The sequence below is a fragment of the Kingella sp. (in: b-proteobacteria) genome (assembly GCF_030527935.1).
In the GTDB taxonomy this organism is placed as follows: Bacteria; Pseudomonadota; Gammaproteobacteria; order Burkholderiales; family Neisseriaceae; genus Kingella_B.
In genome coordinates this window covers 1-24,108 of record NZ_JAUMZV010000009.1, presented here as the reverse complement: position 1 = coordinate 24,108, position 24,108 = coordinate 1, and the positions used below count along the sequence as shown (strand labels likewise).

General features: G+C 53.3%; 27 protein-coding genes, 1 tRNA gene and 1 pseudogene. 13 read left to right on the top strand and 16 right to left on the bottom strand.

Annotated elements, in window-relative coordinates; genetic code table 11:
- Positions 1 to 5: 5 nt before the first annotated feature.
- Positions 6 to 209, bottom strand: coding sequence for a hypothetical protein (locus tag Q4A85_RS04265; protein ID WP_303107923.1), 204 nt, complete (start codon positions 207 to 209; stop codon positions 6 to 8).
- The gene (gene ilvA, locus Q4A85_RS04260; RefSeq protein WP_303108006.1) at positions 209 to 1,756 is read right to left on the bottom strand and encodes a threonine ammonia-lyase, biosynthetic; all 1,548 of its coding nucleotides are present in this window, start codon (positions 1,754 to 1,756) and stop codon (positions 209 to 211) included. The genes Q4A85_RS04265 and ilvA overlap by 1 nt, the downstream gene beginning before the upstream one ends.
- Before the next feature lie 41 nt (positions 1,757 to 1,797).
- Here ilvA and Q4A85_RS04255 point away from each other — a divergent pair, with 41 nt between their 5' ends.
- Together Q4A85_RS04255 and Q4A85_RS04250 are read left to right on the top strand one after the other, a co-directional pair.
- Complete coding sequence (locus tag Q4A85_RS04255) at positions 1,798 to 2,061, top strand: hypothetical protein (RefSeq protein WP_303107921.1); 264 nt, start codon at positions 1,798 to 1,800, stop codon at positions 2,059 to 2,061.
- Positions 2,062 to 2,067: 6 nt separating this feature from the next.
- Positions 2,068 to 3,324, top strand: a complete 1,257-nt coding sequence (locus Q4A85_RS04250; RefSeq protein WP_303107919.1) for a D-alanyl-D-alanine carboxypeptidase family protein — start codon at positions 2,068 to 2,070, stop codon at positions 3,322 to 3,324.
- Positions 3,325 to 3,437: 113 nt separating this feature from the next.
- Here Q4A85_RS04250 and Q4A85_RS04245 read toward each other — a convergent pair whose 3' ends face one another.
- Positions 3,438 to 4,058, bottom strand: coding sequence for an FmdE family protein (locus tag Q4A85_RS04245; protein WP_303107917.1), 621 nt, complete (start codon positions 4,056 to 4,058; stop codon positions 3,438 to 3,440).
- Positions 4,059 to 4,392: 334 nt separating this feature from the next.
- A pseudogene (locus Q4A85_RS04240) lies at positions 4,393 to 5,249 on the bottom strand (DMT family transporter).
- A gap of 293 nt (positions 5,250 to 5,542) precedes the next feature.
- Here Q4A85_RS04240 and apbC point away from each other — a divergent pair.
- Positions 5,543 to 6,595 (top strand): iron-sulfur cluster carrier protein ApbC, encoded by a 1,053-nt coding sequence (gene apbC, locus Q4A85_RS04235; RefSeq protein WP_303107916.1) that lies wholly within the window; start codon positions 5,543 to 5,545, stop codon positions 6,593 to 6,595.
- 499 nt (positions 6,596 to 7,094) lie between these two features.
- Here apbC and Q4A85_RS04230 read toward each other — a convergent pair whose 3' ends face one another.
- The 4 genes from Q4A85_RS04230 to Q4A85_RS04215 all read right to left on the bottom strand — a co-directional run bounded on the left by Q4A85_RS04230 (position 7,095) and on the right by Q4A85_RS04215 (position 10,406).
- On the bottom strand, positions 7,095 to 8,393 hold the full coding sequence (locus Q4A85_RS04230; protein WP_303107915.1) for an adenylosuccinate synthase: 1,299 nt from the start codon (positions 8,391 to 8,393) through the stop codon (positions 7,095 to 7,097).
- A 125-nt stretch (positions 8,394 to 8,518) separates the two neighbouring features.
- The gene (locus tag Q4A85_RS04225; RefSeq protein WP_303107913.1) at positions 8,519 to 8,842 is read right to left on the bottom strand and encodes a permease; all 324 of its coding nucleotides are present in this window, start codon (positions 8,840 to 8,842) and stop codon (positions 8,519 to 8,521) included.
- Positions 8,827 to 9,966 (bottom strand): ATP phosphoribosyltransferase regulatory subunit, encoded by a 1,140-nt coding sequence (locus Q4A85_RS04220; RefSeq protein ID WP_303107912.1) that lies wholly within the window; start codon positions 9,964 to 9,966, stop codon positions 8,827 to 8,829. Before Q4A85_RS04220 ends, Q4A85_RS04225 begins: the two co-directional genes overlap by 16 nt.
- A 364-nt stretch (positions 9,967 to 10,330) precedes the next feature.
- Positions 10,331 to 10,406: transfer RNA gene (locus tag Q4A85_RS04215), tRNA-Phe, on the bottom strand.
- A gap of 17 nt (positions 10,407 to 10,423) precedes the next feature.
- Here Q4A85_RS04215 and Q4A85_RS04210 point away from each other — a divergent pair.
- Positions 10,424 to 10,663, top strand: coding sequence for a hypothetical protein (locus Q4A85_RS04210; protein WP_303107910.1), 240 nt, complete (start codon positions 10,424 to 10,426; stop codon positions 10,661 to 10,663).
- A 133-nt stretch (positions 10,664 to 10,796) separates the two neighbouring features.
- Here Q4A85_RS04210 and Q4A85_RS04205 read toward each other — a convergent pair whose 3' ends face one another.
- Entirely contained in the window at positions 10,797 to 11,597 is an 801-nt protein-coding gene (locus Q4A85_RS04205; protein ID WP_303107909.1) for a flavoprotein, read from the bottom strand.
- 200 nt (positions 11,598 to 11,797) lie between these two features.
- On the opposite strand from Q4A85_RS04205, the gene Q4A85_RS04200 reads away from it, so the two are divergent.
- From Q4A85_RS04200 to Q4A85_RS04185, 4 genes are all read left to right on the top strand, one after another.
- The gene (locus Q4A85_RS04200) at positions 11,798 to 12,346 is read left to right on the top strand and encodes a YqgE/AlgH family protein (protein WP_303107908.1); all 549 of its coding nucleotides are present in this window, start codon (positions 11,798 to 11,800) and stop codon (positions 12,344 to 12,346) included.
- Positions 12,339 to 12,839 (top strand): Holliday junction resolvase RuvX, encoded by a 501-nt coding sequence (gene ruvX / locus Q4A85_RS04195; RefSeq protein WP_303107907.1) that lies wholly within the window; start codon positions 12,339 to 12,341, stop codon positions 12,837 to 12,839. The genes Q4A85_RS04200 and ruvX overlap by 8 nt, the downstream gene beginning before the upstream one ends.
- Complete coding sequence (locus Q4A85_RS04190; RefSeq protein ID WP_303107906.1) at positions 12,805 to 12,948, top strand: hypothetical protein; 144 nt, start codon at positions 12,805 to 12,807, stop codon at positions 12,946 to 12,948. Before ruvX ends, Q4A85_RS04190 begins: the two co-directional genes overlap by 35 nt.
- Before the next feature lie 188 nt (positions 12,949 to 13,136).
- A complete protein-coding gene (locus tag Q4A85_RS04185; protein ID WP_303107905.1) occupies positions 13,137 to 13,526 on the top strand; it encodes a hypothetical protein in 390 nt (129 codons plus the stop codon).
- Between the two features lie 100 nt (positions 13,527 to 13,626).
- Here the strand turns inward: Q4A85_RS04185 and fabI are convergent, their stop codons facing one another.
- The 7 genes from fabI to Q4A85_RS04150 all read right to left on the bottom strand — a co-directional run bounded on the left by fabI (position 13,627) and on the right by Q4A85_RS04150 (position 20,059).
- Positions 13,627 to 14,415, bottom strand: coding sequence for an enoyl-ACP reductase FabI (gene fabI, locus Q4A85_RS04180; protein ID WP_303107904.1), 789 nt, complete (start codon positions 14,413 to 14,415; stop codon positions 13,627 to 13,629).
- Between the two features lie 113 nt (positions 14,416 to 14,528).
- On the bottom strand, positions 14,529 to 15,566 hold the full coding sequence (gene purM, locus Q4A85_RS04175; RefSeq protein ID WP_303107903.1) for a phosphoribosylformylglycinamidine cyclo-ligase: 1,038 nt from the start codon (positions 15,564 to 15,566) through the stop codon (positions 14,529 to 14,531).
- 78 nt (positions 15,567 to 15,644) lie between these two features.
- Complete coding sequence (locus tag Q4A85_RS04170) at positions 15,645 to 15,896, bottom strand: hypothetical protein (protein ID WP_303107902.1); 252 nt, start codon at positions 15,894 to 15,896, stop codon at positions 15,645 to 15,647.
- Positions 15,897 to 15,933: 37 nt separating this feature from the next.
- Positions 15,934 to 17,652 carry an exodeoxyribonuclease V subunit alpha gene (gene recD / locus Q4A85_RS04165; protein ID WP_368500176.1) on the bottom strand — a complete coding sequence of 573 codons (1,719 nt, stop codon included), beginning with the start codon at positions 17,650 to 17,652 and terminating at the stop codon, positions 15,934 to 15,936.
- A gap of 152 nt (positions 17,653 to 17,804) precedes the next feature.
- Positions 17,805 to 18,239 carry a large conductance mechanosensitive channel protein MscL gene (gene mscL, locus Q4A85_RS04160; RefSeq protein WP_303107901.1) on the bottom strand — a complete coding sequence of 145 codons (435 nt, stop codon included), beginning with the start codon at positions 18,237 to 18,239 and terminating at the stop codon, positions 17,805 to 17,807.
- 171 nt (positions 18,240 to 18,410) lie between these two features.
- Positions 18,411 to 19,751, bottom strand: coding sequence for a branched-chain amino acid transport system II carrier protein (gene brnQ / locus Q4A85_RS04155; RefSeq protein WP_303107900.1), 1,341 nt, complete (start codon positions 19,749 to 19,751; stop codon positions 18,411 to 18,413).
- A gap of 158 nt (positions 19,752 to 19,909) precedes the next feature.
- Positions 19,910 to 20,059 carry a hypothetical protein gene (locus Q4A85_RS04150; RefSeq protein ID WP_303107899.1) on the bottom strand — a complete coding sequence of 50 codons (150 nt, stop codon included), beginning with the start codon at positions 20,057 to 20,059 and terminating at the stop codon, positions 19,910 to 19,912.
- 294 nt (positions 20,060 to 20,353) lie between these two features.
- Between Q4A85_RS04150 and tsaE the strand changes: the two genes are divergently transcribed.
- The 5 genes from tsaE to Q4A85_RS04125 form a co-directional block, all read left to right on the top strand.
- Positions 20,354 to 20,809, top strand: coding sequence for a tRNA (adenosine(37)-N6)-threonylcarbamoyltransferase complex ATPase subunit type 1 TsaE (gene tsaE, locus Q4A85_RS04145; RefSeq protein WP_303107898.1), 456 nt, complete (start codon positions 20,354 to 20,356; stop codon positions 20,807 to 20,809).
- Entirely contained in the window at positions 20,797 to 22,134 is a 1,338-nt protein-coding gene (locus Q4A85_RS04140; RefSeq protein WP_303107897.1) for an N-acetylmuramoyl-L-alanine amidase, read from the top strand. Before tsaE ends, Q4A85_RS04140 begins: the two co-directional genes overlap by 13 nt.
- Before the next feature lie 77 nt (positions 22,135 to 22,211).
- On the top strand, positions 22,212 to 22,916 hold the full coding sequence (locus Q4A85_RS04135) for a hypothetical protein (RefSeq protein ID WP_303107896.1): 705 nt from the start codon (positions 22,212 to 22,214) through the stop codon (positions 22,914 to 22,916).
- 141 nt (positions 22,917 to 23,057) lie between these two features.
- Complete coding sequence (locus tag Q4A85_RS04130) at positions 23,058 to 23,798, top strand: hypothetical protein (RefSeq protein ID WP_303107895.1); 741 nt, start codon at positions 23,058 to 23,060, stop codon at positions 23,796 to 23,798.
- Positions 23,799 to 23,801: 3 nt separating this feature from the next.
- The coding region (locus tag Q4A85_RS04125) for a hypothetical protein (protein ID WP_303107894.1) at positions 23,802 to 24,108 on the top strand (307 nt) is incomplete at its 3' end.

The window sequence follows — 24,108 nt, the reverse complement described above, 5'->3', positions numbered from 1 at the left end:
GCTGCCTAATCTGTGCTACATAGGCAGCCTGAAAACGTTTGCAAAGCCGCAACCCGATGGAGCGGCGACGGCTCGTCGCTAAATAGCGGATTAAATAAACCGTGCTCGGTTGCCACCCTGTCGCCAAGCCGACAACGTGCCATTATCGTTTTCAGGCTGCCTAATACAACACAGATTAGGCAGCCTGAAAACACAAAACCCAACCCCATCACGCCGATAAAAACAGCCGATACGCCGCGTTATCCGTTTGCTCTTCGTAGGCATAGCCCAACTGCGCCAAAAATGCGTCAAACGCCGCGCTGTCGGTGGGTGGCACATCAATGCCCACCAAAATGCGCCCATAATCTGCGCCGTGGTTGCGGTAGTGAAACAGGCTGATGTTCCAATCGCTTTGCAGCGTGTTCAAAAATTTGGTCAGCGCACCCGGCCGCTCGGGAAACTCAAAGCTAAACAATCGCTCGTTTTGCACCTTGTACGTGCGCCCGCCCACCATGTAGCGCAGGTGGACTTTCGCCATTTCATCGTTGCTCAAATCCATATACGGCAGATGCGCGGCATCAAATTGGGCGCGGATTTGCGCGATGTCTTTCGCGCCCGCGGTTTGGATGCCCACAAAAATATGCGCCACTTCATCGTCGCCGTAGCGATAGTTGAACTCGGTGATGTTGCGCGCGCCGACCACGTTCACAAACTCGCGGAAGCTGCCCGCCCGTTCGGGGATGGACACGGCAAAAATCGCTTCGTTGCCTTCGCACAATTCGCTGCGTTCGGACACATGGCGCAAGCGGTGGAAATTCATGTTCGCGCCGCTGCACACGGCAATCAGCGTTTCATCGGCAAGATGATGCTGCGCGATGTAGGCTTTCAGCCCCGCCAAAGCCAACGCGCCCGATGGTTCGCAAATGCTGCGCGTGTCGTCAAAAATATCTTTTAACGCGCCGCAGATGGCATCGGTGTCCACCGTGATGATGTCGTCCAGCAAATCGCGGCACATTTTAAAGGTTTCTTCGCCCACCAATTTCACCGCCGTGCCATCGGCAAACAAGCCCACGTCTTTCAATTCCACGCGCTCGCCCGCTGCTACCGATGCTTTCATCGCGCAGCTATCGCTGGTTTGCACGCCGATGACTTTGATTTCAGGGCGCACTTGTTTGATAAACGCAGCAACGCCCGCCGCCAAGCTGCCGCCGCCAATCGGCAAAAACACGGCATGGATGGGCTTGGCGTGTTGGCGCACGATTTCCATGCCAATCGTGCCCTGCCCTGCGATGACTTCGGGGTCATCAAACGGCGGGATGTAGGTCAAGCCGCTTTGGGCAACCAGTTGCATGGCGTGGTCGTAGGCATCGTTGTACGACACGCCTGCCAGCACCACGTTGCCGCCGCGTGCTTTGACTGCGTCCACTTTAATCTTGGGCGTGGTTTCGGGCATCACAATCGTTGCCGTGCAGCCCAATCTTTGCGCGGCTAGGGCAACGCCTTGCGCGTGGTTGCCCGCGCTGGCAGTAATCACGCCGTTGCGCAACACGTTTTCAGGCAGCTTTGCCATTTTGTTGTACGCGCCGCGCAGTTTGAACGAAAACACGGACTGCAAATCTTCGCGTTTGAGCAGAATTTTGTTGCCCATGCGGTGCGATAGATTGCTGGCAAGGTCTAGCGGGGATTCAATGGCGACATCGTAAACAGCGGAAGTGAGAATGCGGGTGAGATAGTGGCGATAGGGCTGGAAGCGTTCTGTGTTCATATTGGCGTTGATGTGTTGTGATTGAGTAAGAAAACGTAACCATAACGCGCAGATTGTGTAAACGCAAGTTAATTATTGTTGCCAAAATGGGTTTAGGCAGCCTGAAAATAGGTAAAACGCGGTTTTGTGGGTATAATCGCAGCCTTTTGCGGCTGCCGATGCCATCGCGTAACGCGCTGATTAGGCAGCCTGAAAACGGCAAGCGGCGTTTGGTAAACAGCTTTGCAAACCATTTTGCAAACCATAGCACGCAGATTGATTTTCAGGCTGCCTTAACCATCCGCCCGCCCATAGTCAAAAACCCATCAAACGAGTAACACAACATGGTCAAAAAAATTCTCTCTATGCTCACCCTTTCCGCTCTCGTTATCACGCCCGCTGCTGCCGCGCCCAAAAAAGCCAAATCCGCCGCGCCTGCTGCCGCTGCTTCTGCGCCTGCTGCTTCTGCTGCCGCAACCGCATCCAGCCCCGCCGCGCCCAGACTCAACGCCGCCGAAGCCTTAAAGCAGCCTGAAATCGCCGCCACCGCCTATTTGGTGCGCGATTTGCAAAGCAATCAATCGCTGGTTGCCAAAAACACCGACCAGCAAATTGAACCCGCATCGCTCACCAAATTGATGACCGCTTATTTGGCGTTCAAAGCGTTGGAAGAAGGCAAATTGAAGCCCGACCAAAAGCTCACCGTGTCCGAAAAAGCATGGAAAGTGGAAGGCTCGCGGATGTTTCTCACCGCGCACAGCCAAGTGCCCGTGTGGGATTTGATGCGCGGCTTGATTGTGGTATCGGGCAACGACGCGGCAATTACCCTTGCCGAAGGCATCGCGGGCAGCGAAGAAGCCTTTGCCCAAATGATGAACGAAGAAGCCAAGCGGCTGGGCATGACGCAAACCTATTTTGAAAACGCCACAGGCTTGCCCGCGCCCAAGCATTTAACCAGCGTGAACGATTTGGCGATTTTGTCTGCCGCCATCATCCGCGATTTACCCGCCAAGTATTACGAAGTTTATTCATACAAATCTTATACTTATAACAACATCACCCAAGAAAACCGCAATTTGCTGCTGTTCCGCGACGACAGCGTGGACGGCTTGAAAACAGGGCATACATCCAGCGCGGGCTACAATCTCATCGCCACCAGCAAGCGCAACAACCGCCGCGTGTTGAGCATTGTGATTGGCGCAGCCAGCGCAGAAGCCCGCGCCACCGAAAGCAGCAAATTGTTGAACTACGCCTTGCAAGGCTTTGACACGCCCAAAATGTATCAAGCGGGGCAAGTGGTCAGCAAAGTGCGCGTGTATAAAGGCGCGAGCAGCGAAGCCGAAGTCGGCTTCCAACAAGATGCCTACGTTACCCTGCCGCAGGGGCAGCGCGACCGCGTGAAAACCGTGCTGGACACCATGCAGCCTGTGGTTGCTCCGGTGAAAGCGGGGCAAAAAATCGGCACGCTCAAATTGATGGACGGCGATAAAGTGCTGGCGGAGCAGCCTGTGGTGGCATTGAAAGACGTGGGCGAAGCGGGCTTTTTTGGGCGGCTGTGGGACAGCATTGTGTTGTGGTTTAAATCGGTGTTTGCGGGATGATTGCCGATTGCCGTGCTTAAAAGGCAGCCAAGCCAGTTAGACCAAAAGGCAGCCTGAAAACGATTAAACCCGTTTTCAGGCTGCCTTTTATACTGCCAAGCGGCTTTGCGCCATCAATCCACCGCTTCCACCACAATCATCTCGGGATTATCCACCTGCTCCACCAAGATGGCGTGCACCCGCGCTTGCCACAATTCGCCAAAGCGTTGCAATTCTTCGGGGCTTGCCATGCCTGCCACCGCTTGCGGCATGATGTCGCGCATTTCGGGCGCAAAGGGCACTACGCTGCCGTTAAACGACACGCGCACGGCTTTGCCTGTGTCGCGGCGGCGCAAGGTCATGTCGGCATCGCCGCCCGCGCCAAAGGCGAGCAGGTTGCGGCGGGAGAAACGCCCTGCCATGCCGATGCCGCCAAAGCCTGTTTCTGGGGCTGCGCCTGTGATGAGCTGGGCAACGGAAGCAATCACGCCGGTTACGCCTGCGTCGCGTTCGCCGTTCATGCTGATTTCAATGTTGCCGCGCTCGGGCAGTTCATCAGGCGAATACAGCGCGGCAAGGGCTTTGATGGTCATCAGCCACGCGCTGGCTACGGTGGGGCAGGAATGCCCGCACAGTTTCACGGCATCGGCATAGTGGTATTGCAGCACGCCATCGGGCGTTGCGCCGAGAAATTGGGCAAGCGGGTCGTAAAGCTGGATGCTGGGTGCTTGGTTGAAAAAGGGTTGCAGTTGCATGGGGTTTCCTTTCGTGGGGTGAATAGGCAGCCTGAAAATGCGTTTAGGCTCTGGGTTGAACTGGGTTTCAGGCTGCCTTGTTCTACAACCTAGGCAGCCTGAAAATAGGTTTGAGCTTGGCTAAACTTAGAACCTGTATTCATTATTTACATAGACAGATTTTATGTAATAAAAGCGCGGATACAAGGCAAAAAGCACAGCAAGGTTGTATACCTTGCGAGCATTTTTAACGCGGTAGCCGCGTTTTTAAGGCATATAAAGATGACCATGAAAATAGTGAATACAGGTTCTTAATTTCAGGCTGCCCTATCATTCCCAATAGGCAGCCTGAAAACTATCGGCGGGCGCGATTATAAATTCTGGGCATCATGCTTGCCAACACGGTCGCACTAATCACAATGGCAATCCCCAGCCATGACAACGCGCTAATCGGCTCGCGCAGCACCACCACCGCCATCAAAATGCCAAACACAGGTTCTAGCGTAATCAGCAGCCCTGTTAGATTGGCGGGCACAGTATTCATGCCCTTGTTCCACAGCCAATAAGCCAGCCAACTGCATCCGATGCCCAAATACGCCATGCCCCAAATGCCCGGCCAGCTCCATCGGATATGCCAGCTTTCGGTAAGCACAGCGGTAAACGGCAGGCACAGCGGCGCAGCGATGATAAACGACAGCGTGGTATAGGTGCTGGCGGGGATTTGGCGCATAAATTTTTGCGTGGGGCGCAGGATGGAGGAAAACACAATGCCGCCCGATAACACCATCGCGCAGCCCAATAGGCTGACTTCGCCGCCCTTGCCCGCGTTTTTTGCCCGCCCAAAATCAGCGTGAACACGCCAATAAACGCCAACACGCCGCAAATCCAGTGATACCTGCGCGCCTTGTCGTCAAAAAAGAAATGCCCGATAAACACCACCAGCAGCGGTTATAGCCCCAGCATGGTTAATGCGCTGGACGCGGATGTGTATTGCACGCCTTTGAATTGCAAGATGAGCACGGCGATGTAATTCCAAAAACTCAACCAAATCAGCGGTTTCCACGCGTTTTTAGGCAGCGTGCGAAACATCGGGATGCCGATGGGCAGCAAGATGATGGCAACGATAAGCAGCCGAAATTGCACCAGCAAAATCGGGTCTAGCATGGTTTCGGCAAATTTGGCAGCGATAAACGCGCTGCTCCATATCAGCATGGCAAGGATTTGGTAGAAACATGGCGGCGGTTGGGTGGTGGCGACAAGCAAAAATGGCGTGATGATACGCCTTGTTTCGCGGGTTTTGTAGTTTTCAGGCTGCCTTATGCCGTTGCCCTGCATCACTAAGGCAGCCTGAAAACCAGATAGCGCGTTGTGAAAACATCGCCCGCGTAGGCAGGTTTTGCCGTAAAATTGCATCTTTCATTCATGTTTAGCGTTAGGCAGCCTGAAACCTTGTTTACCCGCATCGCACAACGCTAAACGCTCACACACCACAAGGAACTCTACCCATGAAATCACAAATAGAACAAATCTTTATCCCCACCACCCAGCGCACGCTCGGCAGCGAAAAAGCCGTAAAAAGCGTTGCCGAAGAAAACGGCAGCCTGAAAGTGGCGTTGGAGTTCGGCTATCCCGTTGCCCACATCGCGCAGCAGTTGCACGAAGCCATCGCCGCCGCCACAGGCAAGCCCATCAAGCTGGAAATCACGCACAACGTGGTCGCGCACAAAGTGCAAAACGGCATCCCCACGATTAAAGGCGTGAAAAACATCATCGCCGTGGCATCGGGCAAGGGCGGTGTGGGCAAATCCACCACCACCGCCAACTTGGCTACCGCGCTGGCAAAAATGGGCGCGCGCGTGGGCGTGTTGGATGCCGATTTATACGGCCCCAGCCAACCCACCATGCTCGGCGTGGCAACGCAGCAGCCTGAAAAACAAGCGCAGCAGCTGATTCCCGTAACCAACGCAGACGGCATTCAAGTGATGTCCATCGGCTTTTTGGTGGACACCGACCAAGCCGTTGTATGGCGCGGCCCGATGGTGTCGCAAGCCCTGCAACAGCTTTTGATGCAAAGCCAATGGGACGATGTGGATTATCTGTTTGTGGATTTGCCCCCCGGTACAGGCGATATTCAGCTTACGCTGTCGCAAAAAATCCCCGTAACAGGCGCGTTGGTGGTTACCACGCCGCAAGACATCGCGCTGATTGACGCGCGCAAGGCAGTGGATATGTTTAACAAGGTGAACATTTCTATTTTGGGCGTACTGGAAAATATGTCGGTGCACGTTTGCAGCCAATGCGGGCATCACGAAGCCTTGTTTGGTGCGGATGGCGGCAAAAATCTGGCGGCAAAATTAAACGTGCCGCTGCTGGGGCAACTGCCGCTGTCGCTGCCCGTGCGCGAAGCCATGGACGCGGGCACAGCGGGCGCATTGCTGGATAACCAGCCCGCCGTTGCCGAAATCTACACCCAAGCCGCGTTCCAGATTGTGCTGGCGGTGGCGGACAAAGGGCGCGATTTCAGCAGCAAGTTTCCGAAGATTGTGATTGAGTCGTAAGCTGTTCAACACGGTTTAACGCAGTTCAACACGCAATAAGGCAGCCTGAAAATGGGTTTTATCATCCCTTTTCAGGCTGCCTTTGCAAAACCTAAAACGAAACAAGAAATGGTCAATTCTCCGTCATTCCCGCGTAGGCGGGAATCTTGGTTAATTTTATTCAATGAATTGTTTTTACGAAATTTTTTGAATATCAAACAAGATTCCCGCCTACGCGGGAATGACGGCATTTCTTGTGTTTCAGGCTGCTGTTAGGGTTTTGTAAAGGTTTCAGGCTGCTTGAACGCGGGCGCAAACAATAGGCAGCCTGAAAATGCTGCCCCGCGCCCCTACGGCTTGCTGGCAAGCCGTGCTCTGGCTTTTATATTGTTGCTAGGGGTTTTCAGGCTGCCTCATCCTGTAAACAAAATTCTGTACACGAAGGCAGCCTGAAAATGGATAAAACCCCTTTTCAGGTTGCCTTAATCATGTGTTCATGCTTACGCGATTGCCCCGCTCATCACGCAAACGGATGCTGAATCAAAATCGTCTCTTCCCTATCGGGCCCTGTGGACACAATCGCAATCGGTGCGCCGCACACTTCTTCAATCCGCCGCAAGTATTTTTTGGCGTTGTCGGGCAGCGCGTCATACGATTGCACGCCAAAGGTGGATTCCTGCCAGCCTGCCATCGTTTCGTAAACGGGGATGCAGCCTGAAACCGCGTCTGCGCCAAAGGGCAGGATGTCGGTGGTGCGGCCATCGGGCAAGGTGTAGCCCGTGCAGATTTTCACTTCGTCCATGCCGTCCATCACGTCTAATTTGGTGATGCACATCCCCGTGATGCCGTTGATTTGGATGGATCGTTTGAGCGCGGCGGCATCAAACCAGCCGCAGCGGCGCGGTCTGCCTGTTACCGAGCCAAACTCGTTGCCGCGCTCTGCCAAGCCTGGGCCTATGTCGTCAAACAGCTCGGTGGGAAACGGCCCGCCGCCCACGCGCGTGGTGTAGGCTTTCACGATGCCCAGCACATATTGCAGCATTTGCGGTGGTACGCCCGCGCCCGCCGATGCCGCGCCCGCCAAGCAGTTGGATGACGTTACAAACGGATAAGTGCCGTAGTCAATGTCCAACAGCGTGCCTTGCGCACCTTCAAACAGCAGGCGTTCGCCGCGCTGGTTTTTGTCGTACAACGTGCGCGACACATCGGCAATCATCGGCAAAACACGGGCGCGGAAGCTGTTGATTTGGTTCATCACATCGTCAAACGCAATCGCCGCCGCGCCATGCAAATGCACCAGTTGCGCGTTATACAACGCCAAATTGGCGCGCACTTTTTCGGCAACCGCATCCATGTTCAGCAAATCGCCCACGCGCACCGCCCGCCGCGCTACTTTGTCTTCGTAAGCAGGACCAATACCGCGCCCTGTGGTGCCGATTTTTTTGTCGCCTTTGGATTGCTCGCGGACTTGGTCCAGCGCGATGTGGTAGGGCAAAATCAGCGGTGCGGTGGCGGCGATTTTCAGCCGTTGCGCCACGTTGGGCACGCCTGCGGCGTTCAGTTCGTCAATTTCGCCCAGCAGGGCTTCGGGCGAAAGCACCACGCCCGAGCCAATAAAGCAGTCTAGTTTTTCGTGCAAAATGCCGCTGGGAATCAGGCGCAGCACGGTTTTCTTGCCGTTTACCACCAGCGTGTGCCCCGCGTTGTGCCCGCCTTGAAAGCGAACCACGCCTGTGGCTTGCTCCGCCAGCCAGTCCACGATTTTGCCTTTGCCTTCGTCGCCCCATTGTGCGCCGATAACGACTACGTTTTGAGCCATTTTTGATTACCTTTTAGGTTAGAGAAAGTGGGTTTTCAGGCTGCCTTTTGGGGGTTAGGCAGCCTGAAAAGGGGAAGGATGGGTTGGGGGGTGTTCTACTCGTTTTAGCTCCGCTGAAACTCATTTCATTCGTTTTCAGGCTGCCTTTGCCGTTTGTAATGCTTCACAATCCCTATCCCCGAAATCGCAATCCAAAAAATCTCAATCACAAACGAGCCCAAATTGAAATGCACGCACAGGCTCAAAATCAGCAGCACCGCGCCCAAGCCGTTGAGCAAGTTATACGACAACGAAGTCGGCTTCCATTTTTCGCTCACCACCAGCCAAAACGCCAGCACCACGCAGCCCATGCCCGCAAAACCGATGATGTGCGCGGCAAGGCTTAAAAAGCGCAACGTGGCTTCATCCAAATTAAACCATTGCAACACGCCCATTATTCCACCTCCCATTCGTTGCCGCGTTGCACCAGCCTTTTCAGGCTGCCTGAATTGTCGGGCAAGCCATAATCCACCACCACGCACACGCCCAATTCGCGCAATGCGTCCACCGCGCTTTTGGCGGCGGCGTAGTCTTTTTGCGCCACGCGCACCGCTTCGGGGCGTTGGCTGGCGGCAAGATACGCACCAAACAAGCGCAAATCAAAGCTAAACCCTGTGGCGGGGCGGCTGCGTCCAAAATACGCGCCCAAGCCATCGTATCGCCCGCCGCGCGCCACCGCATCGTGGTAATCGGGCGCGTATGTCGCGTAGAGCAAGCCTGTGTGGTAGTTGTCCATGCGCACTTCCGCCAAATCAATGTGCACCGCTTGCGCAGGGAACGCCGCACACACCTGCGCCAACACGTCCAACGCCTGCGAAACGGCGGTAAGCTGCGGCAACTGGGCGCGGGCTTTGTTCAACACTTCGCGCCCACCGTATAGCTCGGGCAGCGCAGCCAGCGCGGTTGTCCAAATGTTGTCCAACTGCCATTGCTGCGCCAACTGGCGAACCGCATTGCGGTCTTTGTCCTGCATCAGCGAAAGCAACTGGCGGCTTTGCGCCTCGCTCAACTGCGCCGCAGCGGCAATCGCGTGGAATACGCCCAAATGCCCCAGCGACAGGATGATGTTGTTCAGCCCGCCCACGCGCATGGTTTTCAGCATTAAATCAATAATTTCCACATCCGCCGCCGTGTCCGCGCAGCCGTATAGCTCCGCGCCCGTTTGGATGGGTTCGCGCGTGGACAGCAAACTATCGGGCTTGGCGTGCAACACGCTACCTGAATAGCACAAGCGGTTAATGCCTTGATTTTTCATCAACAAATGCGCATCAATCCGCGCCACTTGCGGCGTGATGTCGGCGCGAATGCCCAACTGCCAGCCTGTGATTTGGTCGGCAAGGCGGATGGTTTTCAGCGATAAGCCGTTGTCAATATGCGTTAAGAGCGAGCGGCTGTATTCCATTAGGGGCGGTTGCACCAGCTCAAAGCCGTGGGTGCGAAATTGGGCAAGGATTTGTTCTTTCACACTTTCCAGTTGGCGTGCGCGTTCGGGGAGAATGTCGGCAATGTGCTCGGGAAGCTGCCACGTTTGCATGGTTGTTTGTCCTGTTGATTTGGCAAGTTTGAAACCTTTACAAAACCCCTAACAGCAGTTTGAAACACAAGAAATGCCGTCATTCCCGCGTAGGCGGGAATCTTGTTTGACATTCATAAATTATTGTAGAAACAAACAGTTGTTTAAGTTTAATCAAGATTCCCGCCTACGCGGGAATGACGGAAATTGACTATTTCTTGTGGCGGTTTAGGTTTTGCAAAGGTTTTAGTTTAGGGGGGTAAAAAATGAAAAGAGAGACTTTAACATAAAATAACACTCAGGGCAGCCTGAAACGTGGTTTAGGCGTTTCAGGCTGCCTAAATGCAAAAAAGCCTAAACAACGTTTGCTGTTCAGGCTGAAATCTGGTGGCCAGAGGCAGGATCGAACTGCCGACACACGGATTTTCAATCCGTTGCTCTACCGACTGAGCTATCTGGCCAAGAAGTCGCGCATTGTATGCAGACTGGGCGCGGGGTGCAAGCAATTTGTTGGATTGTGTTAAGCGAGGTTTGTTTTGTAAAGCATTTATTTTGTGCGGACGCGGGGAAATGCGTAAACAAAAGCCGTGAGCGCGAAGCATGGGCAATACACAGGCAGCCTGAAAAGTGGTTGAGCCATGCCGCAGCGCATTTCGCAGCAATACGGATGAATACCGTTAAACCATTTTCAGGCTGCCTTATTCCGCAAACCGTGTAAACAAAGGCAGCCTGAAACGAAGTTCATCGTAGCTAAAACCCAAAGCATCACACAAAACTAATCCGCCCAATGCATTTCAGGCTGCCTTTCCTTGCTAACAAGGTTAAGGCAGCCTGAAACGTTCAATCTACGCTTATTGCAAGCCTAGTTGCGCCAGCACGCAAGAAGTCAAAAATTCCGCTTGCTCCGCCGAAGCGGCTGCCGAAACAGGCAAAATCACCGCGCCTTGCGCTGACAAGGTGTGCATATTGTGCAACTGCGCCGCAGAGAACACCGTTTCGCAAGGCGCAATCAACACGGGGCGTTTGGTCGCCAATGCCAACTCTGCCATGCGTGCAGCGGGGGCGAGCGTTGCGCCGTTGGCAATCAATGCCAAGCTGCTGCCACGCGCGGCGGGCACAATCACCGCATCCAAAGCAAAGGCGGGCAAATGCTCATCGGCAAAGCTCAGCTGCGCTTCGGTGGCATAGAAATGTTTGCGCACCGCAGCGGCATCGTTCAACGCGATGCCTGCTTGTTCAAACGCACGCGCTGCCGCATCGTTAAACGCCACGCAAACTTGCTTGCCCGCGCTCAACAGCGCGCGAATTACTGCTGCGCCGTAAACCATGCTTTCGGGCGAAGTCAAAGCCACGCCCACCACCTTGCCCACCGCTTTCAGGCTGCCTGAAACCGCAACGTTTGGCGCAGCAGGTTCGTTGCTGTGGTCAATATCCATCCAGCCAGATGGTTTGTTCATGCCTTGCTCCAACCGCGCAGCCACACGTCTGCCCAGCTGCAACGCTTTGCCATTGGGTTTTACTACTTGCGCGCGCAATTGATACAAATAAGCAGGCTTGTCATAGCCCGTTTTACGCGCCAATTCGGCAATCGTGCCTGCTTCTTTAATCAGCAATTCAAAGTTTTCAAAACGAATTTCTTGTACAGTTTTCATAGGTCTTCCCTGAGTTAAGATTAACAAACGAAGTGCGCAATATAATACTTTGCCTAGATAATTTCAACTATCTTTACTTAATTTATGAGACTACTTCGCCCTACTCTATTGTAGGCAGCCTGAAAACAGCCCCCCGCTTGCCTTGAAAAACCCCGCCTGCGCCCAATATAGCCCGTTAAACCATCCAGCCAATAACCACCATGAATTTAGCCAATCACTTTTTGCTTGCCATGCCCAATTTGGAAGATTCCCTGTTTTCAGGCAGCCTTATTTATCTGTGCGAACACAGCGACAGTGGCGCAATGGGCATCATCATCAACAAGCCATCGCCCGTAACCATGAATGTGGTGTTTGCCGCCATTGGCAAAGACACGCCCGCGCGGTTTAACAACCAATATGTGATGATGGGCGGCCCGATGCAAACCGAGCGCGGCTTTGTGTTGCACACGCCGATTGGCAACTGGGATAGCAGCCTGAGCATCACCGACCGCATCGCGCTGACCACTTCGCGCGACATCATCGACGGCTTGCAGCAAGACGACGAAATTCAAGGTGCGGTGCTGACCATCGGCTATTCCAGCTGGGGCGCAGGGCAGTTGGAACAAGAAATCGCGCAAAATTCATGGCTCACCGTGCCCGCCGATGAGCATATTTTGTTTGGCATTCCGCCCGAAGAACGTTACGCCGCCGCGTTTAACAAGCTGGGCATTCGCCGCGAAAACTTTGCAGGAGCAATGGGGCATGCCTAATTTTGTTGCGCCCGATGGCGGCGGTTGCTTGGCGTTTGATTTTGGCGAAACGCGCATCGGCGTGGCGCAAGGCGATTGCCGCATCCGCATCGCCCACCCCATCGTCACGATTACGGGCAACCGCAACGATGAAAAATTTGCCCGCATCGCCGCGCTGATTCAAGAATGGCAGCCTAAAAACCTGATTGTTGGCTTGCCCACGCATATTGACGGCAGCGAACACGCACTCACCCAGCTTGCCCGCAAATTTGGACAACGGCTCAACGGACGTTTCAGGCTGCCTGTTTACTGGGTGGACGAGCGATTGTCGTCTGTTTACGCCGAAGAACTGTTGTGCGAGAACGGCATTCGCGGGCGCAAACAAAAGCCCATGTTAGACCAAGTTGCCGCGCAAGCCATTTTGCAAAGTTTTTTTGACCACGGCGCGGTGGCGTTTTTTGACCGCCAAGGCGATGCGGATGCGGATAACAACGGTACCTCAAAGGCAGCCTGAAAAGCGGATTAGCACGTTTCAGGCTGCCTTGCTGTTCCCACAATGGCACAATCCACCGCGCATTGCGTGGCAAACCTTGTCTCACAGCCCAATCCGCTCTACCATCTAGGGACTATTGGTATTCAACTTTTGAAGTGGATTTTGTGCCATAAAATGGTAGATGCAAGGCGAAAATACCCGCCTATGCCCCCATAAGCGAGTATTATTTAACGCAGCAGCTGCTATTTTAGGGCACAAAAGCCGCCAAAACGTTGATTACCGATAGTCCCTAATCCCCAAACAAAAGAAGGAGTTATCATGAAAACATCTCTCGCCCTGATTTTCTGCGCGTTATCCATCAGCCTAACCGCAGGCGTGGCAACGGCGAAAACTCGTCCCGCCAAAGTAAGCCAAAAAGCCCGCAAAACTGCCCCCGCATCGGGCAACGCCTTGCCGCTCAAAGCCAACCATTGCGCCCACTTCACCGCAGGCAAAGGCAGCTATCGCTTTTCTGTGCTCAATGAAGACAAAGCCTTGCACAGCAGCGTGAACGGTGTGCTCACCAGCCCCAGCGGCGAAACTTTGCACATGGCGCATGGCATAGACACCAACAGTGGCGCGGAGTTCTATTTTGCCGATTTGCCCGAAGCGGGCAGCTACGCCATTCGTTTTTACAGCGGCGGCAAAGTTTCCGCGTGTATTGAATAATCGCCGCGCATAAAAAGGCAGCCTGAAAACGAGAAATAGCGTTTTCAGGCTGCCTTTGTGTTGTTAGGGCGTGTGGGTAATCAACAGCCCTAGGCTAAATTTATTCGTCGCCGTCGTTGAGTGCGTTGATGCTGTAACCGCCGTCCACATAAGTGATTTCGCCTGTGATGCCTGATGCAAGGTCGGACAACAAGAAAGCGGCGGCGTTGCCCACTTCTTCAATGGTTACATTGCGGCGCAAGGGGTTTTGCGCGGCAACGTGTGCCAACAGCTTGCCAAAATCGGCGATGCCTGATGCGGCTAGGGTTTTGATGGGACCGGCGGAAATGCCGTTGCAGCGGATGCCTTCTTTGCCCAAGCAAGATGCAGTGAAGCGGATGCCTGCTTCCAAGCTGGCTTTTGCCATGCCCATCACGTTGTAATTAGGGATGGCGCGCACCGCGCCAAGGTAGGTTAAAGCCAAAATGGATGCGTTGCGCCCTTGCATCATCGGGCGAGCGGCTTTGGCGAGCGCAGGCAAGCTGTATGCGGAAACTTCGTGCGCCACATTAAAGGCTTCGCGGTTGATGCTGTCCAAAAAATCGCCGTTTAGGGCTTCTTTGGGCGCAAAGGCAATGGCGTGCACCAAGCCATCCAAGCCATCCCAATGCTTGCCCAAGCTGGCAAACGTTTGCGCGATTTCTTCATCGCTTTGCACATCGCAACGGAACACCAGTTCTGAACCAAATTCGGCGGCGAGTTTGCGTACGCGCTCTTCCAGTTTATCAACAACATAAGTAAACGCGAGTTCTGCGCCTTGCTCGTGGCAGGCTTTGGCGATGCCATAGGCGATGGAGCGTTCGGAAATCATACCTGTGAGCAGGATTTTTTTGCCTTTTAACATGGTCATTTTGTATCCTTTGATTATGGGATGGGAAAATTGGGAAAACCGCGCATTATAGTGGTTTTTGGGGTTTTAGGCAGCCTGAAAACCATTTTGTGTTTTCAGGCTGTCTTTTCTATTTACCCCACTTGCGTTTGATGCTCATCGCCGTTGCGTTCGCGAATCGCGCCGATGCGGTACACCGTTTCGCCCTGCTCGCGCAGCAGTTGCACTGCCAAATCGGCGTGTTCGGGCGACACGATGACCACCATGCCGATGCCGCAGTTAAACGTGCGGTACATTTCATCGGTGGCGACATTGCCTGCCTGTTGCAGCCATTGGAACAGCTTGGGCAGTTGCCACGCGCTCGCGTTGATTTGCGCCACGCAGTTTGCGGGCAGCACGCGCGGTACGTTTTCGGTGATGCCGCCGCCTGTGATGTGCGCCATGCCTTTGATGGGCAATTGTTCCAGCACGGCTAATATGGGCTTCACATACAGCCGCGTGGGGGCGATGATGGCTTGGCGCAGCGTGGTGCTGCCGTCAAACGGTGCGTCTAGATTGGGCTGGTCGCGCTCGATGATTTTGCGTATTAGCGAGTAGCCGTTGGAGTGTGCGCCGTTGCTGGCTAGCCCGAGTACGATGTCGCCTGCGGTGATGTTGCGCCCGTTAATCACGCGCTCTTTTTCCACCACGCCCACGGCAAAGCCTGCTAAATCGTATTCGCCTTCGGGATACATACTGGGCATTTCTGCGGTTTCTCCGCCGATTAGGGCGCAGCCTGATTGTCCGCAGCCTGCCGCGATGCCTTGGATAACGGCGGTGGCGCGGGCAACGTCTAGCTTGCCGCAGGCGAAATAGTCTAGGAAAAACAGGGGTTCTGCGCCTTGCACTAGGATGTCGTTCACGCTCATGGCGACAAGGTCTATGCCAACGGTGTCGTGTTTGTCCCATTCAAAGGCGAGTTTGAGCTTGGTGCCTACGCCGTCTGTGCCGCTCACCAGCACGGGGTGTTGGTATTTTTTGCTGATTTCTACCAATGCGCCAAAGCCGCCTAAATCGCCCAATACTTCGGGGCGCATGGTGCGTTTGGCAAAGGGTTTGATGTTTTCAACCAGTTGGTCGCCTGCGTCTATATCTACGCCCGCATCGCGGTAGCTTAGGGGGGATTGGGTCATGGTGGGGCTTTCTGGGGTGGGTTGGAAAGGGGTTTCAGGCTGCCTGAAATGGCTGCTGGGGCGGAATTTTACGCAAGTTTACAGAGGTTGTATATGTGGGGCGGGGTGGATGTGGGGGGATGGGGCAGCCTGAAAATGGAAATGGGGGCGGTTGGTTGTCGTTATGTTGGCGAGTTGTTGATGTCCTATTGTGGTGCGGATGGGTTTGGGTGTTTTCAGGCTGCCTTGGGGGGCGATGGACAAACAAGCGGGATGGCATTGGCGCACTCGCCAAAGGCAGCCTGAAACTTTGTTGTGAACCAGCAGGCAGCCTGAAAATATGTTTACCAATCTGCCTTACGCTAACCCTTACGCCACCCCCGCCCCATCACACACGTTGCAAAAACATCGCCAACGCGCTGTTGCGGTGTTCATTGTTGGCGCAGGCAGCCTGAAAGCTGGCTTCGTCGCCCCAGTAGGCAAATTGTTGTTTGGCGCGGGTGATGGCGGTGTAGAGCAAGGCGCGGCTGTATGGGGCTTGCGCGGGGGCGGCGAACCACACTTGCGCGTATTCCGAGCCTTGGCTTTTGTGGGTGGTGATGGCGTAGGCGGTTTCGTGTTCGGGCAGGCGGCTTAGGGGGATGCTGCGGTAGCCGCGTGCGCTGGGCTGTTCGCTGGGGAAATAGGCGCGTAAGTCGCTGCTGCGTGTGTTTTCGTTTTCAGGCTGCATGATGATGCCGATGTCGCCGTTGTAGAGCTGCTGGCTGGGGGCGTTGCGGGTAACCATGATGATTTGCCCTGCGTACCACGGCGATTGTGGGCGGGTGTGCCCGTGCTGTTGCAAGAGCGTGCGGTAAAGGTGGTTGATGTGGTCGGCATCGTGGCGCAGCGCGGTGAGCACAATCAGGCGGCTTTGTTCGGCAAAGGCGGCGGCGATGTTGCCTGCGCGGATGGCTTGCCAATAGGCGGCGTGGTGTTGATAAAGCTGGGCAACGAGCGCGGCAAGGTTGCGCGGCTGGGCGGAGAGTTCGCTGGGGTGGGCGGCGATAGTTTGCCACGCGTTTGCGCTGCCTTGTTGCACGGCGCGGGCTAGGTTGCCGATGCCGCTTTGCGCGTGGAAACGGTGGCTGATGGTGAGCCGCGCGTGCTGTTCGGCGAGCGTGGGAAAGTGGGCGACATCGGGCAGCAATGGGCGCAGCGCGGCGGCGGTTTCAGGCTGCATGGGATGGCTGTGGCTCAACGCGGCAAGCACCGCGCCCGCGCCCACGGATGGCAGTTGGTCGGCATCGCCCAGCAAAATCACGCGGCAACGGCTGGGCAGCGCGGCAAGCAGTTGATACAGCAGGTGGTTGTCCATCATCGATGCTTCGTCAATCAGCACGCAATCCAGTGGCAGGGGGTGGTGCGCGTGGTATTCAGGCTGCATTTGCGGCGGTTTTAAGCCCAGCAGGCGATGCACGGTTTGCCCTGTTAGGCTGGCGAGATAGCGTTGCGCGTCATCGCTCAAATTGGGGATGGCTGCGCTGGCACGGTGCAACGATTCGGTTAGGCGGGCGGCGGCTTTGCCCGTGGGGGCGACAAGAGCGGTGCGCGGCGCAGGCTTGCGGTGCAACAGCGCGAGCAGCTTGGCAACGGTGGTGGTTTTGCCTGTGCCCGGTCCGCCGCTAATCAGCACAAAATTTTTCAGCAGGGCAAGCGCGGCGGCGGCGCGTTGGTCGCGGCTGTTGTCGTCAGCAAACCAATCGGCAAGCAAATTGGCTAACGGCTTTTCAGGCTGCCTTGGCGTGTGGGCGGATAGGCGTTGGATTTCGGCGGCGAGCTGTTGTTCCAGATGGAAATATTTGGCGATAAACAGCCGTCTGCCGTGCAACACGATGGGGCTGTTGGCATCGCTGCCCACCAACGGCGCGGCTTGGGCGAGCGCATCGGCTTCGGCTTGGCTGATGTAGATAAACGTGTTGCCATGCGAGAGCGCGGTAAACAGGTGTTCCACAAACGGCGCGACGGTTTCGGCGGCGGCAGGCGCGATTTGCGCGAACAGGCGGTTCACGGATTGGACGGCGGGGATAGAATCGGTGTCGGGGGTGTCGGTGATGTTCATAATCATGAGATAAGATAGGCAGCCTGAAAACGAAAGGGCGAAGTGCCGTTTTCAGGCTGCCTGATGCGCGGTGCTTGCCCTGCCAAGGCAGCCTGAAACGAAATTCAGCGTAGCGAAAACAAAAAACACCGCCATTTTAGCGGTGTTTTCGGAAAGGCTTATTTTTTCAACGAATCGCGGATTTCGCGCAGCAGCAACACTTCTTCGCTCGGCTCGACAGGCGCTTCTTCAACCGCCTCAGGCGCTTTTTTCAGCGTGTTGATGGCTTTCACCACCACAAAAATCGCCGTTGCCACAATCAAAAAGCTGATGATGGTGTTGATAAACGAACCCACATTCATGGTTACCGCGCCATCGGCTTTGGCGGCGGCAAGCGTGGCGTATTCCATGCCTGCGGTTTTGCCGTGTTTGAGCGTGAGGAACAGGTTGGAAAAATCGATGCCGCCCAGCACAATCCCAATCGGCGGCATAATCACGTCGTCCACCAGCGATTTCACAATCCCGGAAAACGCGGTGCCGACCACCATACCGACTGCCAAGTCGATAACATTGCCGCGCATGATAAAGTCTTTGAATTCTTGTTTAATTGACATTTGAGATTTCCTCTCAGCAAGGTTGTAAAGCGCGGCATGATACTGATTTTTTTGAAAATGGGAATTTTTAAAATACTATTGCCGCAAATTCTATTATTGCATTTGGCTATTTAAAGGCAGCCTGAAAACAGATTCCCCGTTTCAGGCTGCCTTTTAATCACCAATCGCTCATCACTTCATCAATTTGCTGATAACAAATCCCAGCGCAAAGCCCACTACCGCAGGCAGCAGCCAGCCCAAGCCCGAGCCGTACAGCGGCAAATTCGCGCTGAAAAAATTATCCAGATTGCTCACAAAGCCCGATTTCATTTCCATAAAGCTTTCAAACGTTTTCCAGCCGTCAAACAGGGCCATCACGCCGGTGGTCAGCAAAGTGGTAACGTATACCACCTGTTTGCCGCCAAACAGCGGGTGCAAAAACGCCAAAATAATAATCGCCATCGTCAGCGGATACAGCAGCATCAGCGCAGGCACGGAGAATTTGATGATTGAGCTCAAACCGAAATTGGCAAAGCCAAACGACACCAGCGTGAAAATCACCACCCATTTGTGATACGAAAGCTGCGGCATCAGGCGGTTAAAGTATTCGCCGCAAGCGGTAATCAGGCCCACCGATGTGGACAAACACGCCAGCAAAACAATCACCGCCAGCAAAACATTGCCGCCCAAGCCAAAGTAAAACTCTGCGCTTTTAGACAGCACGCTTGCGCCGTTTTCCTGCATGCCCAAGCCTGCCACGCTGGTTGCGCCCATATAGGCGATGAAAATGTACACCAGCGCCAAACAGCCCGCCGCCACCAAGCCTGCGCGCGTGGTCAGGCTTAAAACGTGCTTGGTATCGGTAACGCCCATGCTGCGAATCGCGTCAATCACAATGATAGCGAACACCAGCGAAGCCAGCGCATCCATCGTGCCGTAGCCCTCGATGATGCCTTTGGTGAACGCGCCCGACTGATAGGCTTCGGCAGGCGTTTGCAACGCGCCCATCGGTTTCACCGCGGCGGTCAGCACCAGCACCGCAATCGCCAGCAGCAAAGCGGGGGTTAGGATTTTGCCAATCCGGTCCACCAGTTTGCCGGGGGAAATCGACAGCCAATACGACAATCCAAAAAACACCGCCGCAAAAACCGCCAAGCTGATTTGTTTGGCGCTTTCAGACACTTCGCCCAAAAAAGGCACCACGCCGATTTCAAATGACACCGTTGCGGTGCGCGGGGTGGCAAAAAACGGCCCAATCGACAAATACAGCAATACCGAAAACGCCACGCCATACCACGGCGCAACGCGCGAAGCCAGCTCCTGCACATCGTGCGAGCCCGAATAGCCAATCGCAATCACGCCCAGCAAAGGCAAGCCCACGCCCGTAATCAAAAAACCGCTCACCGCAGAAAACACCGCGCTGCCCGATTGCTGCCCCATCAAAGCAGGGAAAATCAAATTGCCCGCGCCAAAAAACAGCGCGAACAGCATCAAACCTGTGGCAACAAATGCCGATTTTTGTGTGTTTTTCATTTTTATCGTCCTGATTTTTATCGTCCTGATTAAGGTGTGGAAAACAAAAACGGCTGCATTGCTGCACAGCCTTAACGCAATATAACAGAGTTTTAACGAAAGATAAACGGTTTCGCTGTGTAAAACCTGTTTTCGCTATTTTCAGGCTGCCTTGGGGCTTAAAACAGCATAAGGCAGCCTGAAACGAGAGTTGGCTTGTCATAATCAAAACAAAATGGCGCACTGTTTTGTATGCCATTTTCAGGCTGCCTTGGCGTGCCATGCAAACAATGGAGCGTCGGCGGCTCGCAGACAGCTTGCCAACCCATCAGGCCTTATTGAATACCAACATTTGGCGACAAGCCATCGTTGCGCCATCTTAGTTTTCAGGCTGCCTTGGGGCATAAAAAACCATAAGGCAGCCTGAAACAAGGTTTAGCGTAATCAAAACAACACCCCACAATATCTCGCTCGCAATTTTCAGGCTGCCTGCCTAACCGCAAAACAATATAAAAACAAATTATAGAAAACCGCACAAAAACCCCACAAAAGCAGCCTGAAACTTGCCCCCAAGCCGCGCACATCACTATAATCCACCCCCTAAAAATCCCCATATCCCAGCCATGTCCTACACCCAATTTCTCCCCGATGAAGCCGCCACCCTAGCCCTAAGCGAACGCACCGCCCGCCTATTTCGCGCCCCCGCCGTTATCCATCTGCAAGGCAACCTTGGCGCAGGCAAAACCACCTTCACACGCGGCTTACTGCGCGGCTTGGGGCACACAGGCGCAGTCAAAAGCCCCACCTACACCATCGTAGAAAGCTACGCCCTGCCGCAAACCACCGTCCACCATTTTGACCTATACCGCTTCACCAGCCCCGAAGAATGGCTAGACGCAGGGCTAGACGACCTAATCCCCAACAGCATCGTGCTCATAGAATGGGCAGAACAAGGCGGCGAATACGCCCCCGCCCCCGATTACACCATCCAACTAGAACCCCACCACAGCGGGCGGCAATGCACCATCCAAGCCTGCACCCCCACCGCCCAAAAGGAACTTGAACAATGGCAAAAATAAGCCGCCGCGCCCTTATCGCGCTCGCCGCCCTATCCTGCACCATCCGCAACGCATGGGCCGCCACTGCCAACAGCTTTTTATCAGGCAAAATCGCCCCCAGCGGCAAAAACACCCGCATCACGCTAGAAAGCGCGCAACGGCTCAAATACACCTATTTCATGCTAGACAAGCCCAACCGCCTAGTTATAGACATGATAGACATCGCCAACAACAACGCCCTAGCCGCCCTGCCCAAATCCATCAAAGCCAGCGACCCCTACATCAGCAGCGCGCGCATCGGGCAAAAAAACGCCACCACCACGCGCATCGTCTTTGACCTAAAACAACCCGCCAGCCCCCAATTCACCGCCCACACCCCATCAGGCAGCCTGAAACACCGTTTGCAAATTGATTTAGGCAACGCAGCCCCCGCCAACCACCCCGCCCCCAGCAAAGCCGCGCCCGCCAAAGCCCCCGCGCCCCAGCCCGCTGCCCACCCTGCTCCCGCCGCTGCCGCCCCAGCCGCCGCCAGCGACGACCCGCTGATGGATTTGCTCAACAGCAAACAGCAAGCCCAAACCGCGCCAAACCAAACCACCCCAGCGCAGCCCGCACCACAAGCCGCGCAGCCAGAACCCCAATCTCAAACCACCGCCGCCCCCAAAACCAACCGCAAACCCATCATCGTGCTAGACGCAGGACACGGCGGCAAAGACCCTGGCACAACAGGCACAACAGGGCTCCACGAAAAATCCGTGGTACTCGCCACCGCGCTAGAAACCAAACGCCAACTGCAAGCCAAAGGCTACACCGTGCACATGACCCGCAGCGGCGACAACTTTATCAAGCTCGCCCAACGCCGCGCCGTCGCCCAGCGCGTGAAAGCCGATTTATTCATCTCCATCCACGCCAACGCATCCGCCAACCCCGCCAGCCAAGGCGCAGACGTTTACGTTTGGGGCAAAGCCAACAGCGAGCAAGCCCGCCAAATCGCCCTTGCCGAAAACGCCGCCGACAAAATTGACGGGCTGCCCGATGTGGGCAACAAAGACGTCAATGCCATCATCAGCGACATGATGCAAGCCCAAACCAGCACCGACAGCGCAAAATTCGGCAAACTGCTGCTCGCCCAATTTGGCAAATTCACCAAACTGCGCAAAGGCAGCGTGGAAACCGCCGATTTTGTGGTGCTGCGCTCCATCAACGTGCCATCCGTGTTGATTGAAATGGGCTTTTTATCCAACCCCGATGAAGAAAAACAATTAAGCAACAACAACCAACGCCGCCGCTTCGCCATCGCCATCGCCGATGCCGTGCAGCAATATTGGAAAACCGCCGCGCGATAGATAAGGCAGCCTGAAAACGCAAGGGACACCGTTTCAGGCTGCCTTATCTATTCCCATTCAACTAAAAGGAATTTCCCATGAGCCCCATCAAAAAACTGTTTATCGCCCTTCTCGGCTTATTCTCCTTTACCAGCAACGCTGCACCACAACCCGAACCACCACAAAACACTCATTCCCAAGAACAAAATACGCAACCTAAATCTTGTAAAGACTATTTGCACAAAGTAACCGACTTGGACGATTTAATTCGGCAGATGTTCCAAACAGGATTATTTGATAATTGTTTATACGATATGACACCCGAGGAATTGCATCAAATTTGGGGCATACCTGTTTTGCCTAACAATGGCTACGACTATCGCGCTTCGCAATCTGATTTTGGCTCGCCATTTAATTTTTTTATGCAATTTGATGTTTCGTACAAGAAAAAATTGAATAGGCTTACTATTGCACTGAATAAAAAAGGATATGAACAAGATGGAACATTATTCCCGAATGGTAAATTTCCTGATTTTTTACCAGAACCGTCAATTATAGATGATTGGCATCCTTATATAGGAGGCACATACGAATTAACATCAAGCAATTATATTGCTAAACCTGATGCAGAAATTCAGCCTGAAAAAGTCTATTATTGGGGAAATAATACGCTTGGAGATGCTTACGGAGACAGATTGTTAGTTGAAACATATATTGGTAGAGATGGTATTATTTGGCAGTTAGCATTTACCAAAGGAATGAGTAACCTTTTAAATCAGCATATTACCAAATTTAGAAAATAATCAAATTTAGTAATTAAGGAATAAATTATGACAATCTATAAAAATTTAAATCCAGCAGCAGTGCAACAATTTCAAGATATAACAGCAAAAATTTGAGATAATTACTCAACACTTCAATAACCACTAAAACAAGGATTTATTATGAGCTTCATTAAAAATTTGTTTATTGCCTTTTTGGGCTTATTCTCCTTTACCGGCAACGCTGCACCACAACCCGAACCACCACAAAACACTCATTCCCAAGAACAAAATACGCAACCTAAATCTTGTAAAGACTATTTGCACAAAGTAACCGACTTGGACGATTTAATTCGGCAGATGTTCCAAACAGGATTATTTGATAATTGTTTATACGATATGACACCCGAGGAATTGCATCGAATTTGGGGCATACCTGTTTTGCCTGATACCAAGAGATTAGGTTTTCGTGCTTCGCAAGCCGATGTTAACTCGCCATTTAATTTTTTTGTGCAATATCGTACTTTTCCAAATGAAAAATTAAAGCAATTTGCTATTGCGCTGAATAAAAAAGGATACGAACAAGATGGGACACTTTTCCCTAGCGGTAAATTCCCTGATTTTTTACCTGAACCATCAATTATAAGGGATTGGGACACTTATTTAGGTGGAGCAATGGAATTGAGAGCAAGTACTTATGTTGGAAAGCCTGATGCAGAAATACAGCCTGAAAAAATCTATTACTGGGGAAATAATACGCTCGGAGATACTTATGCAGATAGATTACGAGTTGAAACATATATTGGTAGAGATGGGGTTATTTGGCAGTTGGTGTTTACGAAAGGGGTAAGTAATTTTTCAAATCAACATGTTACTGAATTCAGAAAATCAAATAATTCATCTGATAATTCTTCTAAGGAGTAAATCATGACAACTTATAACAACCTAAATCCAGCAGCAGTACAACAATTTGAAGATATGGCAGCAAGAAGTACTACTAATGTTCAAATGTTATTGATGCGTGTTAATCACAATCCGATATTAGCTAAACAATTCAATGATTTTTTTAATAAAAAAAGAGAGAGTGGCTATGATGCATTTGAACATGATGCAAATACCAAAGGAGCTCATTTTTCTCCAAAAGAAAACTCTATTATTTTCTCTGCTAGCTACCTAACCTACGAAACCCTAGTCCACGAACTCGGTCATGCAATGTATCCGCCTAGGGTTAAAG

Excerpts from the sequence above, each read along its gene's own strand:
- Q4A85_RS04265 (WP_303107923.1), bottom strand. The coding sequence starts at position 209 with ATGGGGTTGGGTTTTGTGTTTTCAGGCTGCCTAATCTGTGTTGTATTA.
- Q4A85_RS04250 (WP_303107919.1), top strand. The coding sequence starts at position 2,068 with ATGGTCAAAAAAATTCTCTCTATGCTCACCCTTTCCGCTCTCGTTATC.
- Q4A85_RS04245 (WP_303107917.1), bottom strand. The coding sequence starts at position 4,058 with ATGCAACTGCAACCCTTTTTCAACCAAGCACCCAGCATCCAGCTTTAC.
- apbC (WP_303107916.1), top strand. The coding sequence starts at position 5,543 with ATGAAATCACAAATAGAACAAATCTTTATCCCCACCACCCAGCGCACG.
- Q4A85_RS04230 (WP_303107915.1), bottom strand. The coding sequence starts at position 8,393 with ATGGCTCAAAACGTAGTCGTTATCGGCGCACAATGGGGCGACGAAGGC.
- Q4A85_RS04225 (WP_303107913.1), bottom strand. The coding sequence starts at position 8,842 with ATGGGAGGTGGAATAATGGGCGTGTTGCAATGGTTTAATTTGGATGAA.
- Q4A85_RS04220 (WP_303107912.1), bottom strand. The coding sequence starts at position 9,966 with ATGCAAACGTGGCAGCTTCCCGAGCACATTGCCGACATTCTCCCCGAA.
- Q4A85_RS04210 (WP_303107910.1), top strand. The coding sequence starts at position 10,424 with ATGCAGACTGGGCGCGGGGTGCAAGCAATTTGTTGGATTGTGTTAAGC.
- Q4A85_RS04205 (WP_303107909.1), bottom strand. The coding sequence starts at position 11,597 with ATGAAAACTGTACAAGAAATTCGTTTTGAAAACTTTGAATTGCTGATT.
- Q4A85_RS04200 (WP_303107908.1), top strand. The coding sequence starts at position 11,798 with ATGAATTTAGCCAATCACTTTTTGCTTGCCATGCCCAATTTGGAAGAT.
- ruvX (WP_303107907.1), top strand. The coding sequence starts at position 12,339 with ATGCCTAATTTTGTTGCGCCCGATGGCGGCGGTTGCTTGGCGTTTGAT.
- Q4A85_RS04190 (WP_303107906.1), top strand. The coding sequence starts at position 12,805 with ATGCGGATAACAACGGTACCTCAAAGGCAGCCTGAAAAGCGGATTAGC.
- Q4A85_RS04185 (WP_303107905.1), top strand. The coding sequence starts at position 13,137 with ATGAAAACATCTCTCGCCCTGATTTTCTGCGCGTTATCCATCAGCCTA.
- fabI (WP_303107904.1), bottom strand. The coding sequence starts at position 14,415 with ATGACCATGTTAAAAGGCAAAAAAATCCTGCTCACAGGTATGATTTCC.
- purM (WP_303107903.1), bottom strand. The coding sequence starts at position 15,566 with ATGACCCAATCCCCCCTAAGCTACCGCGATGCGGGCGTAGATATAGAC.
- recD (WP_368500176.1), bottom strand. The coding sequence starts at position 17,652 with ATGATTATGAACATCACCGACACCCCCGACACCGATTCTATCCCCGCC.
- mscL (WP_303107901.1), bottom strand. The coding sequence starts at position 18,239 with ATGTCAATTAAACAAGAATTCAAAGACTTTATCATGCGCGGCAATGTT.
- brnQ (WP_303107900.1), bottom strand. The coding sequence starts at position 19,751 with ATGAAAAACACACAAAAATCGGCATTTGTTGCCACAGGTTTGATGCTG.
- Q4A85_RS04150 (WP_303107899.1), bottom strand. The coding sequence starts at position 20,059 with ATGGGTTGGCAAGCTGTCTGCGAGCCGCCGACGCTCCATTGTTTGCAT.
- tsaE (WP_303107898.1), top strand. The coding sequence starts at position 20,354 with ATGTCCTACACCCAATTTCTCCCCGATGAAGCCGCCACCCTAGCCCTA.
- Q4A85_RS04140 (WP_303107897.1), top strand. The coding sequence starts at position 20,797 with ATGGCAAAAATAAGCCGCCGCGCCCTTATCGCGCTCGCCGCCCTATCC.
- Q4A85_RS04135 (WP_303107896.1), top strand. The coding sequence starts at position 22,212 with ATGAGCCCCATCAAAAAACTGTTTATCGCCCTTCTCGGCTTATTCTCC.
- Q4A85_RS04130 (WP_303107895.1), top strand. The coding sequence starts at position 23,058 with ATGAGCTTCATTAAAAATTTGTTTATTGCCTTTTTGGGCTTATTCTCC.